The 17235-nt window shown below is 71.7% G+C and carries 17 protein-coding genes and 1 riboswitch; of the genes, 7 read left to right on the top strand and 10 right to left on the bottom strand.

The features are described from left to right. Positions 1 to 11 precede the first annotated feature (11 nt). Both INTCA_RS03855 and INTCA_RS03850 read right to left on the bottom strand, forming a co-directional pair. A complete protein-coding gene (locus tag INTCA_RS03855; RefSeq protein WP_013491627.1) occupies positions 12 to 2420 on the bottom strand; it encodes a heavy metal translocating P-type ATPase in 2409 nt (802 codons plus the stop codon). A 118-nt stretch (positions 2421 to 2538) separates the two neighbouring features. Further along, entirely contained in the window at positions 2539 to 2790 is a 252-nt protein-coding gene (locus tag INTCA_RS03850; RefSeq protein WP_013491626.1) for an SHOCT domain-containing protein, read from the bottom strand. Between the two features lie 154 nt (positions 2791 to 2944). Here INTCA_RS03850 and INTCA_RS03845 point away from each other — a divergent pair, with 154 nt between their 5' ends. The 5 genes from INTCA_RS03845 (at position 2945) to INTCA_RS03825 (ending at position 8380) form a co-directional block, all read left to right on the top strand. Further along, a complete protein-coding gene (locus tag INTCA_RS03845; RefSeq protein ID WP_013491625.1) occupies positions 2945 to 3694 on the top strand; it encodes a response regulator transcription factor in 750 nt (249 codons plus the stop codon). Next, positions 3691 to 4824: a sensor histidine kinase gene (locus INTCA_RS03840; RefSeq protein ID WP_013491624.1), complete on the top strand. Its 1134-nt coding sequence runs from the start codon at positions 3691 to 3693 to the stop codon at positions 4822 to 4824. Before INTCA_RS03845 ends, INTCA_RS03840 begins: the two co-directional genes overlap by 4 nt. Positions 4825 to 5125: 301 nt before the next feature. After that, a complete protein-coding gene (locus tag INTCA_RS20525) occupies positions 5126 to 5767 on the top strand; it encodes an SRPBCC family protein (protein ID WP_052337965.1) in 642 nt (213 codons plus the stop codon). 100 nt (positions 5768 to 5867) lie between these two features. After that, positions 5868 to 8015, top strand: a complete 2148-nt coding sequence (locus INTCA_RS03830; protein ID WP_013491623.1) for an ATP-binding SpoIIE family protein phosphatase — start codon at positions 5868 to 5870, stop codon at positions 8013 to 8015. Next, positions 8012 to 8380: an STAS domain-containing protein gene (locus tag INTCA_RS03825; RefSeq protein ID WP_013491622.1), complete on the top strand. Its 369-nt coding sequence runs from the start codon at positions 8012 to 8014 to the stop codon at positions 8378 to 8380. The genes INTCA_RS03830 and INTCA_RS03825 overlap by 4 nt, the downstream gene beginning before the upstream one ends. Positions 8381 to 8654: 274 nt before the next feature. Here INTCA_RS03825 and INTCA_RS03820 read toward each other — a convergent pair whose 3' ends face one another. The 4 genes from INTCA_RS03820 to INTCA_RS03805 all read right to left on the bottom strand — a co-directional run bounded on the left by INTCA_RS03820 (position 8655) and on the right by INTCA_RS03805 (position 12540). Next, on the bottom strand, positions 8655 to 9338 hold the full coding sequence (locus INTCA_RS03820; protein ID WP_013491621.1) for a DsbA family oxidoreductase: 684 nt from the start codon (positions 9336 to 9338) through the stop codon (positions 8655 to 8657). A 137-nt stretch (positions 9339 to 9475) separates the two neighbouring features. Continuing rightward, positions 9476 to 10270, bottom strand: coding sequence for a C40 family peptidase (locus tag INTCA_RS20435; protein ID WP_013491620.1), 795 nt, complete (start codon positions 10268 to 10270; stop codon positions 9476 to 9478). Further along, positions 10269 to 10434, bottom strand: a riboswitch (cyclic di-AMP (ydaO/yuaA leader). Its footprint overlaps the gene before it by 2 nt. A gap of 137 nt (positions 10435 to 10571) precedes the next feature. Continuing rightward, on the bottom strand, positions 10572 to 11297 hold the full coding sequence (locus tag INTCA_RS03810; protein ID WP_013491619.1) for an iron-dependent transcriptional repressor DtxR: 726 nt from the start codon (positions 11295 to 11297) through the stop codon (positions 10572 to 10574). A 4-nt stretch (positions 11298 to 11301) separates the two neighbouring features. Continuing rightward, on the bottom strand, positions 11302 to 12540 hold the full coding sequence (locus INTCA_RS03805; RefSeq protein WP_041307235.1) for an MFS transporter: 1239 nt from the start codon (positions 12538 to 12540) through the stop codon (positions 11302 to 11304). 247 nt (positions 12541 to 12787) lie between these two features. On the opposite strand from INTCA_RS03805, the gene INTCA_RS03800 reads away from it, so the two are divergent. After that, positions 12788 to 13894 carry a hypothetical protein gene (locus tag INTCA_RS03800; RefSeq protein WP_148236465.1) on the top strand — a complete coding sequence of 369 codons (1107 nt, stop codon included), beginning with the start codon at positions 12788 to 12790 and terminating at the stop codon, positions 13892 to 13894. 183 nt (positions 13895 to 14077) lie between these two features. On the opposite strand, the gene pdxH is transcribed toward INTCA_RS03800, so the two are convergent. Beyond that, positions 14078 to 14770, bottom strand: coding sequence for a pyridoxamine 5'-phosphate oxidase (gene pdxH / locus INTCA_RS03795; RefSeq protein ID WP_013491616.1), 693 nt, complete (start codon positions 14768 to 14770; stop codon positions 14078 to 14080). Positions 14771 to 14827: 57 nt separating this feature from the next. Between pdxH and INTCA_RS03790 the strand changes: the two genes are divergently transcribed. Next, complete coding sequence (locus tag INTCA_RS03790) at positions 14828 to 15232, top strand: hypothetical protein (protein ID WP_013491615.1); 405 nt, start codon at positions 14828 to 14830, stop codon at positions 15230 to 15232. Between the two features lie 84 nt (positions 15233 to 15316). On the opposite strand, the gene INTCA_RS03785 is transcribed toward INTCA_RS03790, so the two are convergent. Genes INTCA_RS03785 through INTCA_RS03775 form a run of 3 tightly spaced genes read right to left on the bottom strand, consistent with a single transcriptional unit; the run spans position 15317 to position 17220 of the window. Continuing rightward, a complete protein-coding gene (locus INTCA_RS03785) occupies positions 15317 to 16234 on the bottom strand; it encodes a hypothetical protein (RefSeq protein WP_013491614.1) in 918 nt (305 codons plus the stop codon). A gap of 26 nt (positions 16235 to 16260) precedes the next feature. Further along, positions 16261 to 16545, bottom strand: coding sequence for a DUF4326 domain-containing protein (locus INTCA_RS20625; protein WP_041307234.1), 285 nt, complete (start codon positions 16543 to 16545; stop codon positions 16261 to 16263). An 18-nt stretch (positions 16546 to 16563) separates the two neighbouring features. Beyond that, on the bottom strand, positions 16564 to 17220 hold the full coding sequence (locus tag INTCA_RS03775; RefSeq protein ID WP_013491613.1) for a pentapeptide repeat-containing protein: 657 nt from the start codon (positions 17218 to 17220) through the stop codon (positions 16564 to 16566). Between the last annotated feature and the right edge of the window lie 15 nt (positions 17221 to 17235).

Raw genomic sequence — 17235 nt, 5'->3', positions numbered from 1 at the left:
GCCGACGAGGTTCACCGTTCGACGAAGGGTCCATGAAGGTCTGGTGAAGCCGCCGGCGTGGGCAGTGGCAGCCGCCGGAGCAGCAGGGCGTTCACCGCGACGATGAGGCTCGACCCCGACATCGACAGGGCCGCGACCTCAGGACGCAACGTCAGCCCCCACCCTGCGAAGACTCCCGCCGCAATCGGGAGGGCGATCGTGTTGTAGCCGACCGCCCAGCCGAGGTTCTGCCGCATCTTGCGCAGCGTCCCGCGTCCGACCCGGAGCGCGGTCGGCACGTCCAGGGGATCCGAGCGCATCAGCACCACGTCAGCCGTCTCGATGGCGACGTCGGTGCCGGCTCCGATCGCGATGCCGACATCCGCCTGCGCCAGGGCCGGCGCGTCGTTGACGCCGTCACCGACCATGGCCACGGACCGGCCCTCCTGCTGGAGCTCGGCGATCCTGGCCGCCTTGTCACCCGGGAGCACCTCCGCGATGACGGTGTCGATGCCGAGCTGCCCGGCGATGCGCTCAGCGGTGGCCCGGTTGTCCCCCGAGAGCATCACGACGCGCACGCCCAGCTCGTGCAGGGAGCGGACCGCCTCGGCCGAGGTCTCCCGCGCGGCGTCCGCGAGGCCGATCACCGCGACCCCGACGCCGTCCACGCCCACGAGCACCGCCGTGTGCCCGGCGGAGGCGAGCTCGTCACTCTGAGCCAGCAGCCCGCCGAGCTCCACACCCTCGGTCGCCATCAGCTTTCGGTTGCCGATCACGACGCGACGCCCGTCGACGTCCGCGACGGCACCGTGGCCGGGGACGTTGCGGAAGCGTGAGGCGACCTGGTCTGCGAGACCGCGCTCAGCGGCATACGACACGACGGCCGCAGCGAGCGGGTGCTCGGACTCCTTCTCCACGGCGGCCACGAGCGGCAGCACCTCGGCCTCTGAGATGCCCTCCGTCACCACTCCGGTCACCTCGGGCTCACCCTTGGTGAGGGTTCCGGTCTTGTCCATGACGACGGTGTCGATGCGCGCCGAGCTCTCGAGCGCCGTGGCGTTCTTGAAGAGGACTCCCCGCTTCGCGCCGAGGCCGGTCCCGACCATGATCGCGGTCGGCGTCGCGAGGCCCAGGGCGTCGGGGCAGGTGATCACGACGACGGTGATCGCGAAGAGCAACGCCACCTGCACGTCGGCGCCGATCCCCAGCCAGGCGAGGAAGGTGACGAGTCCACCGACCAGGGCGACGAGGACGAGCCAGAAGGCCGCCTTGTCCGCGAGTCGCTGGCCGGGAGCCTTGGAGTTCTGCGCCTCCTGGACGAGGGCGACGATCTGGGCGAGAGCCGTCTCCGAGCCGACCTTCGTCGCGCGCACCCGAAGCGTCCCCGTCGTGTTCATCGAGGCGCCGATCACCTGGGACCCGACGGACTTCGCCACCGGAAGGCTCTCGCCCGTGACCATCGACTCGTCCACGTCGGACTGCCCGTCCTCGACGACACCGTCGACCGGCACCTTGCTGCCGGGGCGAACGAGGACGAGGTCGCCGACGACGACCTCGGCGGTCGGGACGTCGACCGGCCCGCCGTCGCGCAACACCGTCGCCATCGGCGGGGCGAGGTCGATGAGGGTGCGGATCGCGTCATTCGCGCCGCCGCGGGCCCGCATCTCGAACCAGTGGCCGAGCAGGACGAACGTGGTCAGCATCGCGGCCGCCTCGTAGAACACCTCTCCCCCGCCGGTCACGGTGACGTAGAGGCTGTAGAGCCAGCCGGCGGCGATCGCGACCGCGACGAGGACCATCATGTCGAGCGTGCGGTTGCGCAGGGCCCTCACGGCGCCGTCGAAGAAGATCCAGCCGGAGTAGAAGACGACGGGCAGACTGAGGACGAGGGCCCACACGTCGTCGCGCAGGCCGACCGGTGCGGGCACGCCGAACCCGAGCATGTCCCGCCCCATCGGCGACCACAGCATGATGCCCACGGACAGCACGGCAGCGACGACGAAGCGGTTGCGCATGTCGCGGACCATGTCGTCCATCGACATTCCGGCGTGGCCACCGTGACCCATCATCTCGTGCGGCGAGGCCAGCGCGGACCCGCCACTCTCGTGGCCCTCGTGGGCATCGTGGCCCTCGTGGCCGGCGGGCCCGGCTGCCGTATGCCGCTGGGCTGGCTCGCGTCCGGGAGCCCGGGTCGCGTCGGGGGCCGGGCACACGTGCGACGGGACCGACTCCCCTGAGCAGTGGTAACCGCACTCACGCACCCAACCGGCGAGCTGCTCGACGCTCGTTCTGCTGGGGTCGAACTCGACGGACGCTGTCTGGGAGAGGGCGTTCGCCCGTACGGCCGTGACGCCGGGTCGCTGCCGCAGCGCCTTCTCGATCGCGGGCTCCGAGGTGGCCCAGTGCAGCCCACCGACGTGCAGCACGGTCTGCGTCGTCATGACGTCTCCTGAGGGTCGGTCCATCCTTGGCGCCAGTTCGCTCCAAGGTACCCTGGGGGGGTATTCATGGCAACAGCCAGGGGCCGCCCACCCATTCCCGGGAGGCGGCGGACGACGCTCAGTGGGCGTTGCGGAGGACGTTCCTCGTGCGCTGGTACTCCTCGATGTCGATCTCGCCGCGCGCGAGTCGCTCGTCGAGCAGCCGGAGCGGCTCGACGTTTCGCGGTGCCGAGGTGTCACCCTCGGGCCGTCGACCCAGGATCACGGCGCGCACGACGTAGGCCACGAGCAGCCAGAAGCCGATGGTGCCCACGAGCATGAGGCCCCACATCCACCACTCGGCGCCGTAGTCCCATCCGTGTCCCCACATGGGGTTGCCTCCTCTCGATGAGGGAATGTCTCCTGAGTCACATCCTCGCCCCGGCTTGTCTGTGCCCCGCGACGATTCCATGAAGGTTTGACGAAGTTCCACGCAGCCGGGGCAGTTGCGGACGCCGGCCGCTCCGGCGCGGCAGACTGACGCCATGCAGTCCCCTCCGGCCGACGCCGCCGCCCCCGCCCGTCGCGTTCTCGTCGTCGATGACGAGCGCGCGCTGGCCCAGATGGTCAGCACCTATCTCGCGCGCGCCGGCTACTCGGTGTCCGAGGCCTACACCGGGCCCGACGCCCTGTCCATGGCACGCGCGCTGGACCCCGACGTCATCGTCCTCGACCTGGGACTCCCCGGCCTCGACGGGGTCGAGGTGTGCCGCCAGATCCGCACCTTCTCCGACTGCTACGTGCTCATGCTGACGGCACGGGGCGACGAGATGGACCGGATCATCGGCCTCTCGGTCGGGGCCGACGACTACATCACGAAGCCCTTCAGCGCCCGCGAGCTCGTCGCGCGGGTCCAGGCCGTCCTGCGCAGGCCGCGCCAACGCGGCGCCGGGTCGTCGCGCGACCAGGCCCATCGCGAGGAGCCGGCCCGCCTCTTCGGGGACCTGACGATCGACCCAGCGGGACGCAGCGTCTCGGTGGCCGGAAGCGCCGTCCTGCTGACGCGGACCGAGTTCGACATCCTCGACGTCCTCTCCGCCCGCCCGAAGTACGCCTTCTCCCGGCGGCAGCTCATCGACGAGGTCTGGGACATCGCGTGGGTCGGTGACGAGCACATCGTCGACGTCCACGTCGGCCACATCCGGCGCAAGCTCGGCGACGACCCCACCACGCCCCGGTACATCGACACGGTTCGCGGTGTGGGATACCGGATGGGTCAGGGCGCGGCGACGTGAGCACCGACCGCCAGACTTCGTTGGGGCGTGGCCTCGCGCCGCGCCTCATGCTCGCCCAGGTCCTCGTTCTCGGCGCCAGCGTCCTCACAGCCAGCCTCGTCGCCGCGTTCGTCGGACCGCCACTGTTCCACCAGCACATGCTCGAGGCCGGCCACGTCCCCAACTCCCCCGAGCTCGCCCACATCGAGGAGGCCTACCGGGACTCGGCGTTCGTGTCCCTCGGCGTCGCCCTCGCCTTCGCCCTCGTCTGTGCGGCCGCGGTGACGTGGTACGTGACCCGGCGGCTCCAGGCCCCCCTCGGGGCGCTCGCCAAGGCCGCGCGCGAGGTGTCCCGGGGCCACCTGGGCGCCCGGGTCGGCGACTTCGGCTCCGGCGTCGAGTTCGACGAGCTGGGCCGGGCGTTCAACCTCATGGCGAGCCAGCTCGAGCAGACCGAGGACACCCGGCGCAGACTCCTCTCCGACCTCGCGCACGAGCTCCGGACCCCGATCGCCACGCTCACCGTCTACTGCGAGGGCCTTCGTGACGGCGTCACGACGTGGAGCTCCGACACCGAGCGGGTCATGACGGAGCAGACCGAGCGCCTGGCCCGCTTGGCCGCCGACCTCGACGACGTGTCCCGGGCCGAGGAGGGCCGGCTCGGCCTCGAGCGCTCGGTGCGGCCCGTCCGCGACCTCCTCTGGTCCGCGTTCCAGGCCAAGCGGGAGGCCTTCGCCCGGCGCGGCGTCGAGCTCCTCGCCGACGTCGACGACGCACCCGACGTGGACGTGGACGTCGACCCCCGACGGCTCGGGCAGGTGCTCGACAACCTGCTGGCCAACGCCCTGCGACACTCCCATGCGGGCGGCACGGTCCGTCTCTCGGCCCGAAGCTCGGACGGCACGGTCGAGATCTCCGTCGCCGACACCGGCGACGGCATGAGCGCCGACCAGCTGCCGCACGTCTTCGAGCGCTTCTACCGCGGCGACACCGCACGGGACCGCGACCGCGCCGGATCCGGCCTCGGCCTCACGATCAGCCGCGCCATCGCCGACGCCCACCAGGGCAGCCTCGAGGCCGACAGCCCCGGGCCCGGCCGCGGGTCCACCTTCACCCTCACCCTGCCGACCTTCACCCGGCTGCCCCACTGACGTCCTCTCGCACCGGATGGACGGCAGACCGCTCCCCAGCCCCGTCGGCCACTGCAGACACGTTCGGGACGAGCCCAGCGGCATACGGCCGGAGAGAGCTCCCCGACCAGCCGGCTCGACGGTGTGGCAGTGACCGGCCGAACGGGTAGGACCCCAAGGGACCGCAACGCTGACGAGCACGGCGCGTCAGGGGCCGGGAAGAGGTGAGTCATGGGCACTCCACACACGTCGACGCAGCACAACTTCGCGGGGCCGCCGCGCGGCGGCCCTCGCCGTCACAGCACTGGGAGTGGGCGCGGCGGTGCAGCGGGCACGCACCCGCACGGGACAGCACGGCCGCGGCAGACCCGGGCCGCTGGCCCTGCGAGCCTCCGTCACCGTCAACCGCCCGCCCGACGAGGTCTACGCCTTCTGGCGCGACTTCACCAACCTGCCGAGGATCTCCTGGCGCAGCCTCCCCGGCGCCGACATCGACAACTCCGGCACAGTGCACTTCGCCCCCGCCCCCGGCGACCGGGGGACCGAGGTGAGCGTCGCGCTGCACTACGACCTGCCGGGCGGCAAGCTCGGGCAAGCCGTCGCCACCCTGTTCGGTGAGGAGCCGGAGCAGCAGGTGCGACACGACCTGCGCCGGTTCAAGCAGGTGCTCGAGACCGGCGACGTGGTGCGCAGCGGACGCGCTGCCCGACGGGCTCGAGGCGCGCAGCACCGTCTTCCAGCGTCGTGCGCAGCCGGTTCCCGACGACGGGAGCGTGAACGGAAGCGTGTGCCGAGCAATGTGACATCCAGCCGGGCGACGTGGTCGCCGTGTGGGGAGCCGGGCCGGTCGGTCAGTTCGCGGCGCTCAGCGCGACCTTGCTCGGAGCGGCCGAGGTCATCGTCATCGACCGCTTCCCCGAGCGCCTGGCGCTGGCCGTCGAGTCCGCCGGCGCGCACCCGCTGAACTACGAAGAGACGCCGGTCCTCGGCGCTGCGCGAGCTGACCGCAGTGCGTCTGGCCCCAAACCCGGGTGCAGTCGCCCCCGGATCCCTAGGCTCGGCGTGTGACGGTTACCTCTGGGCCCGCGGGGTGGTGGCGCGCGCTGACGGGCGAGCGCGCCCGCTGGTCCGTCGCCGCCGCGGTGACCTACTACCTCGGGGCGCACCTGGGTCTCAGCCTCTCGCTCGTCGGCGAGAACGTCACGCCCCTGTGGCCGCCGACGGGCATCGCCGTGGCCGCCTTCGTCGTCGTCGGTCGCTGGCTCTGGCCGGCGGTCGCTGCCGCGGCACTCGCCGTCAACCTCCCGCTCAGCGCCGGACCGCTCGCCGCCGTGGCCACCGCCGCCGGCAACACGCTCGCACCGCTCGTGGCGGTCCTCGTCCTCGAGGCCATCGGCTTTCGCCGACAGCTCGACCGGCAGCGGGACGCCCTCGGCATCGTCCTCGCGGCTCTCGCCAGCACCCTCATCAGCGCGCTGATCGGCTCCCTCGCCCTCGCGTGGTCCGACGCCATCTCCTACGCAGAGCTGCCCGCGACCTGGGCGGTCTGGTGGACCGGCGACGCCATGGGCGTGCTCATCGTGACGCCCTTCCTGCTGAGCCTGCCCCTCCTGCGGGACCTGCCGTCCTGGCCGCTGCGGCAGTCAGCCGAGATGGTGGCGATCCTCGTCACCGTCGTCGTCGCCACGGCGTGGGCCGCCCGGACCTTGCAGGTCCTCTTCCTCGCCCTCCCCGTCGTCGGCTGGGCCGCGTGGCGCTACCAGCTGCGCGCCGCAGCACCTGCCGCCCTCATCGCCTCAGCCATCACGACGTGGTCGGCCGCCCGCGGCCTCGGCACCTTCCGAGGCAGGCCGCTGATCGACCAGATGCTCGCCCTCCAGGCGTTCAACGCCTCGATCGCCCTCGCCTCGTTCGTCCTGGCGGCCGTGGTCAGCGAACGCAACTCCGCGACCCGGGCGCTCGAGGCGGCGGCCGCCGACCTCGAGGCGCGGGTGGCGGTGCGCACGGCTGAGCTCTCGGCGCTCAACGACCAGCTCGAGACCGAGATCCGCGAACGGTTCGAGGCGCAGGAACAGCTGAGCCACGAGGAGGCCCGGGCCCAACGGGAGCACGACATCGCCGAGACCCTGCAGCGCAGCCTGCTCCCGGCCCGACTCCCGGACGTCCCAGGTGTGGCGGTTGCCGCCCGCTACGTGCCGGCGACGAGCGACGTGCAGATCGGCGGCGACTGGTACGACGTGCTGCAGCTCCCGGATGGCCAGGTCGGGCTCGCGATCGGCGACGTGGCCGGTCACGGCGTCTCAGCCGCCGCGACCATGGCCCAGGTGCGGATGGCGCTGCGCGTCTACGCCCTCCAGGACACCTCACCCGCGTCCGTGCTCCGCAGCGTCCACCGCCTCGTGTCACAGCTGCCGATGCCGGAGATGGTCACGCTCCTCTACGCCGTGCTCGACCCGCGCACCCGCCGGCTGCGCGTCGCGAGCGCCGGCCACCCGCCCGTGCTCGCCTTCTCCGCGACCGGCGCGAGCTACCTCAAGGTCGGACTCGCACCGCCGGTCGGTGTCACGGCCGAAGCCATCTACGAGGAGTCGGTCCACCGGCTCGAGCCCGGCGCGACGCTCCTGTTGTACACGGACGGTCTCGTGGAGCGGCGCGGCGCCTCGATCACCGAGGGTCTCGACCGGCTGTGCACCGCCGCCGCAGCGATGGCGGGCGAGGACCTGGAGCGCCTCTGCGACCACCTGCTGACCACGATGATCGAGCCGCACCACCTCGCCGACGACGTGGCCCTGATCGCCGTACGGCCCCTGCCAGTCGTCGCCGGACCGTGGCGTCTCACCGTCCCCGCCGAAGCCCGGATGCTGTCCCTGGCGCGCGGCTCGCTCCGGCAGTGGCTGCGCGACGCCGGGGTGACCAAGGACGACGAGAACGACATCCTGGTGGCCTGCGGCGAGGCGTGCGCCAACGTCGTCCAGCACGCCTACGCCGCGGCTCCCGGCGACCTCGAGCTCGAGGCTCGGCTCGACGAGGACCTGCTGGAGATGTGGGTGCGTGACCGCGGCCAGTGGCGAGCGCCCTCAGATCGCGGTGGCGGGTGGGGACTCCAGCTGATGCAGGCGCTGACCGACGCCGTCGACGTCGACCGCACCGGCGACGGGACCGTGGTGCACCTGCGCCGCCGCGTCACCATCGGCCCGAGGAAGAGCGGGTGACCCGCGTGGCCCACATCACCTCACACGAACACTCCGGCCGCGTGCGCCACGTCCAGGTCAGTGGCGAGATCGACCTCGCCAACGTCGACGAGGTGAGGCAGGCCATCACCACGGAACTCGCGGACGACCCGGCCCGAGTGATCCTCGACCTGCGCGGCACGACGTATCTCGACAGCGCCGCCATCGCGATGCTCTTCCGCCTCGCCCAGCGGCTCGGGCACCGACGCCAGGACCTGGCCCTCGTCGTTCCCCGCGACGCTCCGATCCGCGCCGTGCTCGAGCTGACCAGCATCCAGACGGTGATCCCGCTCCACGACACCCTCGACGCCGCGTCCGGCGAACCCAGCCGGCGCGGAGGGCCCTGACCCGGGAACCGAGCCCAGCGGCATACGGACCTGCGGGATACGGACCTGCGGGATACGGACCTGTCACCAGCGCGCCCTACGGTCACGACATGGTCGAGGCCCCGCATCCGACGGAGGCGTGCCCCCACGTCTTCACCACGGGGACCGCGGCGCGCCTGCTGGCGAGCCTCGAGGAGTGGCCGTCGCGGCCGGCGCAGGGCAGATGTGCCTGGTGCGGCGCCCTCGTCGACCTCCGCCCGTGGCTCGCTGTTGGCCGACCGACCATCGGGCGGAGTCAGACGCCCTCGGTCACGACCCCGCGAAGCAACGCGAGGTAGTCCTCCACGGAGCGCGCCCCCGAGGTCGCCGCGTGGCCGTTCGCGAGGAGGAACGGCACACTCGTCACACCCATGGAGCGGGCGAGCTCCTCGTCCTCGCGGACCCGGGCCGCGTAGTCGTCACCCGCCAGGACCGCGGCGACCCGGCGTTCGTCGAGTCCCGCCTCGGCGGCGAGCCGCTGGAGGACCCCGTGGTCGTCGATGGGCAGTCCCTCGCGGAAGTGCGCGGAGTGGAAGCGCTCGTAGGCAGCGGACTGCAATGCCGGCCCGCCCAGCTCGAGGGCCAGCGCACACAGGCGGTGCCCGTCGAACGTGTTGGCGCGCACGGCCCGATGCCAGTCGAAGCTCAGCCCGTCATCGAGGGCGACGTCGCTGACGTGGGCATTCATCAACCGGCCACCCTCGACACCTCCGCCGTACTTCCGCCCCAGGTGCTCGGCGACGCCCATCCTCTCGCCGACCGGCAGGAGGGGGTCGAGCTCGTAGGAACGCATGCGCAAGGTGACGTCATGCGGCCGCTCGAACGCAGCGACCGCCGCCTCGACGCGCCGCTTGGAGATCCAGCACCACGGGCAGACCAGATCCGACCAGAGCTCGAGGATGACGGGGGTCGTGGACTCGGCAGCGGACTGGTCGGTCATCAGTTCAGTCTCCCACGTCGGGCGGTTCGTCAGCCGGTTCGTCAGCCGGTTCGGCGGGGGACGGGCGGACGTGACGAGCCCCCCACCGCGACGGTGGGGGGCTCGGGACGTGCCGGGGTGCCCTTGGGGCTGGGGGCTCAGTAGCGGCCGTAGCCCCACGGGGTGGTCCAGATCGAGTGGTAGCCGACGACCGTCCCGGGACGCTGCGCGTCGATCATCCGACCGGGGCTGACGTAGATGCCGACGTGGTAGGCCGGGTAGCCGAAGAAGACGAGGTCACCGGGCTGCGGCGTGCTCACCCGGGTCGCCGAGGCCTGCTGCTGCGAGGCCGTGCGCGGGATCGAGATGCCGGCCTGACGGTAGACCCAGGAGGTGAACCCGGAGCAGTCGAAACCGCTCGGGGTGCTGCCGCCGTAGACGTACGGCACGCCGATCATGGACTGGGCGATGCCGACGATTCCTGAGGCGGACGGCGCCGGGTCGGCGATCGGGGTTCGCTCGGTGGTCGTGCGGGAGGCCCGGTCCTGCGCGTCGCTACGCGCCGCTGCGGCGCGCTCGGCCGCCTGCGCAGCCTCCCGCGCGGCGCGTTCCTTCTCGACGACGACGTCCTTGATGACGATCGGCTTGACGGTCTGCGCCTTCGTCGTGGCCTTCTCGGCGAAGCCGATGGCGTTGAGCGCACTGGCCGCCTTGATCGTGGCCGCCTGGGGCCCGACGACGGCCGCGCTGCTCGGCGCGGCGTTGACCGGTGCGGCGGCCTGGCCATCGGCGGCAGCCGGCTGCGCGAACGTCGCGACGAGACCACCGGAGGCCGCCACGATCGCGGCACCCTTCACGGCCGGCTGCGCGGACTCCTTGGCGATGAGCTTGAGCTCTGACAACGGGTTGTAGCGACCCGGGGCGCGGTGACGCCCGGCAACGTTAAGAGCCACGTGCTACCTCTCGACGCCTGCGAGGTGAGCTGTCGGGTTCGGGTGGGAGGTACTACCCGGCCCTCGCTCGGACCCGAAGGTCCTCGGGAGGACTTGACCCCAAGGGCGTCTCTCGACGCCCGGAGAATGGTTCCCCCGCTCCTGCCATGCGGTGTCAGACGACCCCCGGTCCGGTGGCAGGACTTGGCGATCCGGCCCAGGGCGCTCTCCCCGTGCGGAGCGAGCCCGATCAAACTATCCAAACACCCAGCGGTTGTCACGTCCTGATCACGAGTTGGGGACAACTTTCTCCGAGTGGGTATCAGGCGTGGTCCGTCCCGGCGGTCGGCACGCTCTCACGCTGACCGAAGACGTGGACCGCGACGTCCTCGGGGAGCGAGACCCCGGTCGACCGGTCCGTCCCTTCCCGACAGGCGAGGATCCGGCCGTCCTCGCGCTGGACCGTGACGCGCTCTCCGGGCATCAGCCCGGCCGACGTCAGCAGGGCCAGCGCCTCGGGATCAACCTGGACCGGCTCGCCGATCCGCCGGATCGTCAGGGCCACGGGCTCCTCGCCGGCCGCCTCCGTCAAGGCGACGAGGCCGCTGAGGAAGTCACCGGCGACCTCGAGGCCCAGCTCCTCCAGGCCGGGGATGGGGTTGCCGTAGGGCGACTCCAACCCGTCCCCGAGCAGGCTGAGGATCTTGCGCTCGACCTTCTCGGACATGACGTGCTCCCACCGGCACGCCTCGTCATGGGCGTACTCCCACTCGAGCCCGATGACGTCGACGAGGAGTCGCTCGGCGAGGCGGTGCTTGCGCATGACCCGCGTCGCGATGAGCCGCCCCTCGTCCGAGAGGTCCAGGTGCCGGTCCCCCGTCACGCTGACGAGGCCGTCGCGCTCCATGCGCGCGATGGTCTGCGACACCGTGGGCCCGGAGTGCCCCAGCCGCTCGGCGATCCGTGCCCGGAGCGGGATGATCCCCTCCTCCTCCAGCTCGAAGATCGTCCGGAGGTACATCTCGGTGGTGTCGATGAGGTCGGTCACGGTCCTACTCTCTCAAAGAATCCTTCATGGCTCGCGACGCTCGGGTCGGGTCGTGCCGGGGCACCCAGATGCGCAACCACACCGCACCAGCCACCGCACCGACCCCGAGGACGACGGCCGACGCCCCGAGCGTCATGACGGCGCTCAACCCGGACAACGCCAGCGGACCGGCGGCTCTTCCCACATCCGCGCACAGGCGCCATCCTCCGAGGAACTGGGAGCGCCCCTCCACGGGGGAGGCGTCCGCACCGAGCGTCATGATGAGGCCGGCGCCGAGGCCATTGCCGAGCCCGAGGACCGTGGCCGCGGCGGTGACCGCCACGAGCGTCGTGCTGAGGGGCAGCAGAGCCATACCGAGGCCGAGGACGAGCATGCTGGGCACGGCTGCGGCGACCCGGCCGTGGCGGTCCATCAGCCAGCCCGAGGGATAGAAGAGCAGCATGTCGACGGCTCCGGAGATCCCGAAGACGAGTGCGGTCTGGCTGGGCGACAGACCCACCGACTCTGCCCACAGCGGCACGAGGGCCTCCCGGACGGTGCGGGCGCCGGAGACCCACATGGCGCCGACGCCCAGCGTCAGCAGCACCCTCCGGTGCTCGAGGAGGACGGAGGCGACCGAACGCTGGCGAGCAGGCCGCGGGCCGAGACCCTGGCGGCGGGTGATGTCCGGGGCGACGAGGACGAGGACGAACGCGGCCAGGCTCGCGACGACCCCGACGACGTAGGCGGCGGCCACGTCCCACCGAGCGACGACGAGCGACCCGGCGAACGGCCCGACGAAGTAGCCGATGCGGTGCACTCCTCCCAGCGTCGAGAGTGCGCGCGCCCGCATGGCGACGGGGACGGCTTCGGTGAGGTACGCCTGCCGGGCGAGCCCGAAGAGGGACGCGGCGAGCCCGATGACGACGACCCCGACGAAGAGCATCGCGAGCGACCGAGCCGTCGCCGACACGAGCATGCCACCCGCCTCGACGAGTGCCGCGACGAGCAGCGCCGGACGCTCCCCGATGCGTGCGGCGAGCGCACCTGAGGGCAGGTCGCCGAGCAGGGTGCCCAGTCCGAGTGCCGCGACGAGGAGTGCTGCCACGCCGACCGAGGCCCCCAGCTCCCGCCCCGAGACGGCGATGATCGGGGCGATGGCCCCGGTACCGGTCGAGGCCAGGAGGGTCGGACCGTACGCCGACAGCGCGATGGCCCGGAGCGTCCCCCTGGGGCCCGGCTCGTGCGGGCTGGGCACGGTCATCCTTCGCACCCTACGGCTCCGCGGGCACCGTCTCACCATGTGGCCACGACGTGGTCACCCGGCCGAGGACCGCTCGTGCTCAGCGGTCTCGGACGTGGCACGACGCCCTAACGATTGCGCAACTGCGCTCGCTCGGCACCGGACGGGCCGGAAACGATGACGACGTGTCCCTCCGCCGTCAGCGCCACCCCACCGGCCGGCCGTATGCCGCTGGGCTCGCTGCCCGAACGGCCGCGGGCTCGGCGTCGTGAGCGTTCCAGGCCCGGCAGGGCCGGCTCCCCGGGTGGGCGTCCTCTTCGCTTCGTTCCTCGCCGTCGTGACGGGTGCGCTCGTGGTCTCGCTGATGTCGGCGGTCAGCACCGTGGTCCTCGGCGTCCTCCTCCTCGGCGTCCTCCACGCCGTGCTCGAACTGCGCTACGTCGCGGGGCGATTCTCGGGCCTCGCGCTCGGCCTGGGTCGACCGTTCCTCCGCCTGGTGGCCCTGCTCGTCGTCGGGATCGTCGCCGCCCGACTCCTCGGCGGGCTGGTCGGTCGCCCCGGCAACGTCGTCGAGATCGTCCTCGGGTACGCCATCGTCGCCGTGTCGGTACCCCGGGTGCTCGGACGGGGCCAGTGGTCGTCGGCGTGGGTGCTGACCGGCGTCGCGGCCGTCGCGTCGCTGCGCTGGCCCGAGCAGCACTTCCTCGCCGTGGTGCACCTGCACCTCGTCGCAGTCGTCGCCTTCGTCTGGGATTGGTCGCGCCGGCTGCCGTCGGTCCGGTCCCGGAGGGTGTTCCGCGCCCTGCAGGTCGGCTGGGCCCTGGTCATCCCCGTCCTCATCCTCGTCGGAGCCGCGGACGCGTGGATCGGGACGGACACCACCTTCGTCCGCAGCCTCGTCGGGGACGGGCACGGCGTGATCGCCGGGGTCCAGCAGACGGGCGGCGAGGGCGCCATGGTGGGCAACCGCCTGCTCGCCGTCTTCGCCTTCCTGGAGACCATGCACCTGCTCACCTGGGTCGTCTTCTTCCCGCGACACGCGCCGGACGCGGCGGCGGACCTCGAGGAGCGCCTCCCCTGGCTGACGGGAGCACGGGTCTGGGCCATCGGCTTCCTCGCGGCCGCGGTGTTCGCGGTGCTGCTCGTCAGCAACTACTCGCTGGGCGTCGGGGTGCAGGACGCCCTGACCAGCCCGCACGCCTACGTCGAGATCCCCCTCCTGCTCGCCCTCCTCGGTCGGGGTCCACGGACCGTGGCCGAGTCCGCGTCGCCCCACGGGCGCCGGGTGGGGCGGAGCGAACCGGTTCGGGATAACCCCTTGGCGGCGGCCGCTGCTCCGTCGTACGGTCGGGGGAAGCAACAAGGAAGGAGGTGATCCGAGAAGTGACTTCTTCCGGAACGTGCGAGGTGGCCACGCGATAGTCGCGTCCCCACCCGCACGCAGGATGAGTGCAGGGCAGTCCGACTTGGTCGGGCTGCCCTGTCTCCTTGTCCGGTTCGTGCGCTGCGCCGTGCCTCGTCCCCCGCCACTGGTGCATCTCATGGCCGGGCGGACTCGTCAGGGCTGTCGTCGCGATCGCGCCCAGGAGCCGGCATCGGAGAGGGTGCCGTGGCCGGTCCGAGCGAAGACGATGCGGTCGTGGAGGCGGTCCCGCCGCCCGGCCCAGAACTCCACCTCGTCGCATCGGACGCGATAGCCGCCCCAGAAGTCGGGAACGGGCACGTCATCGACGCGGCCCCGGTCCGGGAAGCGCGCCAGCGCCGCGACCCACCGCTCCTTGAGCTCCTCCCGATCCCGCGCCGGCCGCGACTGCTCCGAGGCCCACGCGGACAGCCTGGAGCCGTAGGGCCGGGAGCTGAAGTATGCCTCGACCTCTCTGCGGTCGACCAGCTCGGCCACACCCCGGAAGCGGACCGCTCGGAAGAGTGAGGGCCAGGTCAGGGTCGCGGCGATGCGCGGGTTCGCGGCGAGCTCGTCGGCCTTGGTCGATCGGAGGTTGGTGACGAAACCGGGGCCACGCTCGTCGAGGAACCGCATGAGCACCGTGCGGACGTTCGGAGCACCGTCGGGGTCCACCGTCGCCACGGCCATGGCCGACGGCTCCGGGACGTCCTCGCGGGCTGCCGCGGCTGCCAGGGCTGCATCGACCCAGGCCCGCAGCAGGGGGTAAGGGGAGGCCGGCACGTCGGACTCGAGCAGTCCGCCCCCATGGGCGACGTGGCCGGGGTCCTTCGGATCGGGTGTCGACATGGAGCCAGACTAGGGTTTCCCTCAGAACCCAGACCGACGACCGACGAGGAGTCAGCAATGGCAGGCAAGGGCAAGGCGGTCTCGAAGATCGTCAAGGTCGGAGCCAAGTACGGCCCGCAGATCTGGGTGGCGAGCAAGGCTCTGCGGGAGCCGGCGAAGGAAGCCGCCCAGAAGGTGATCGCGAGCGAGAAGGCTCGGAAGAAGGCCTTCGACCATGCGAAGTCACTCTCGGACGGCAGCATCCTCAAGGTCTACGAAGGCGACCAGTCGCTGTGGATCGTCTTCAGCGGCGACACGGCGATCACGGTCTACCCCGTGTCGGTGACACCGCTCCCCCGGCTGCTCCAGGGCGCGGACCTGACCAAGCGGATCAGCCCGACCGACAAGCTGACGGCGACGGACCGGGCCAAGGACGCCGCCACCTCGGCCCTCCGGCGCGGTCGGCCAGGCGCCATCAACTGACCCGGCCACCCCCGGGACTCAGATGCACCGTCTGGCCCTGAGACCGCGATCCCCGGACGCCCTGAGCGTGGCGTACGACCTGGCTTAGATGCGCCCGCCGTCGACGATGGCGTCGGGCGGCGGTACGGCGATGCTCTGGGGCGCACCGACGGACGAGATGTAGAGGACTGTGGTGCTCGCTCGGATGAGCGCGTCCAGGACAGCCGCCGGAACTGCCTCCGAGGATCCGGTGACTTGGCTGTTCTCGCCGCTCAGCTCGACCGTGTCCAGACACCCGGCGTTGTTCAGCCTGGCCGATACGCCGAGCATCCCGGTGAGCGATTCCGCCAGCTGTGGGTCCATGGCGGCGACGTGGGAGAGGCCGAGCAGGGAGAGGCCGTCCTCCGCGGAGATCCGGCCATCGATGACACGCAGACCGTGCAACTCCCTCACGCCGTGCGGCTCTAAGCTCGCGAGCTGGGGCGGCAGGGAGCTCACGGCCTGCAGCTCCAACGGGATCTCCGCCTCGGCGAGGAGGGCCTGGTTCACGCGGAGCCACTTGCCGCGTTGACGGCCGGTCCAGGCCGGCGAGTGGACGTAGCCCTCATCACCGTCCATGACGAGGGTGACCGACGTCTGGACGGGCTCGCCGTCCTTCTTGTGGGCGCTGAACGAGCCCGCGAACTCAGCCCGTTGCGTCGACTCATCGACTCGGACCGTGATGGAGCGGGTGAGCGTGCCTACGGGCAGGGCGGTCTCCGACCTCACCCGGTACGTGCTCGTGTCCGCTCCCTCGAGGGCGCTCACGGCGGCGGCCCAGGCCTCGGCGGGCGTGGTGTTCGCGTCAGGGGTGGGGCACGAGGCCACGGTCGGTGCGGCAGCTGGCGTGGCGCCCTCGGACGACAGCGCCACGCCGGTCGTCGTGGCCACCCTCAGCGCGTGAGGGCTGCTGGGCGTGTCGCAGCCGGCGAGCCCGACGACGCCGAGGAGGACGAGAGCCGCGGCGGCCCGTGGGGAAGGCATTCCGCGAGTGTAGGGAAGGGTCGGACTCACCGCGCGGCCAATCCCGATGAACTCCGTCCCGGTTCTTCGCGATCGCGGTTGACGAGTGCCAGCCAGACGTCCGCGTGGCACGGCTGATGGGGTGCACACCAACAGGCGAGGTTCAGCCCAGTCAGCTCTGTCCGCGCCAGTTGCACCAGTGCCGGGTTGCCGGCGAGGTAGCCGCGGAAGTGTTCGACGGCGGCCGCGGCGGCCGTTGGCGTCCTGGCCGCAGGGCCGCAGGGACTCGCCCAGCGGGTGGGCGCCGCGACCGATAAGGCGCCAGGCGGCAGGCTGCGGTTGCGGGAGCCTCACCCGTTGCGGCCCGGAGGATGGATCAGGTCGGTGACGTGCAGCCCCAGCTCGGCCGCGAGCACGTCCGCCAGCTCGATCAGCTGCAGGCGGCTCACCGTCGCGCCCTTGAGCGAGGCCAGCCCACAGGGGGACCGCAGCGTTTCCCCGGAGAGGTCGAGAGCGGCATACAGCCCCCTGCCGAACTCCGGCTCGACGAGAGTGCACCCCTCGAAGCTGAGCCCGTCAACCGTGGCCTCCGCGAGGTCGAGCTCGGTGACGATGCAGTCGATGAAGCGGACGTTCCTGAGCCGGGCCCCGCGCAGGTTCAGGAAGTCGACCTTGCCGCCCGTCACAGTGACGTCCCGCCACGTCGACCCACAGGCCGAGACAGCCGCCAACCGTGACCCGTCGATGGTGACATCGACCAGGCTCGCCCGCTGCATGAGGACGCCCGCGCCGACGACGCGCTCCCAACGGCACTCGGACCACCGCGACGACTCGAGGTGGACGTCATCGAGGATGCAGCCCTCCAGCGTGCATTCGAGGAAGCTGCCGCCCTCGAGCTGAGCCCGACTCAGGTCGGTGCCCCTGAAGTGGACGAGGTCGAAGTCCACGCCGTCCCGTCCGGAGAGAACGGCGTGGGCGAAGGCGGATCGCTCCCCGGGTGACGGCATACGGTGAGTGTCTCA

The sequence above is a fragment of the Intrasporangium calvum DSM 43043 genome, assembly GCF_000184685.1.
Taxonomy (GTDB): Bacteria; Actinomycetota; Actinomycetes; order Actinomycetales; family Dermatophilaceae; genus Intrasporangium; species Intrasporangium calvum.
The sequence above is the reverse complement of the archived record's forward strand: the minus strand, read 5'-3'. Positions and strand labels throughout refer to the sequence as shown.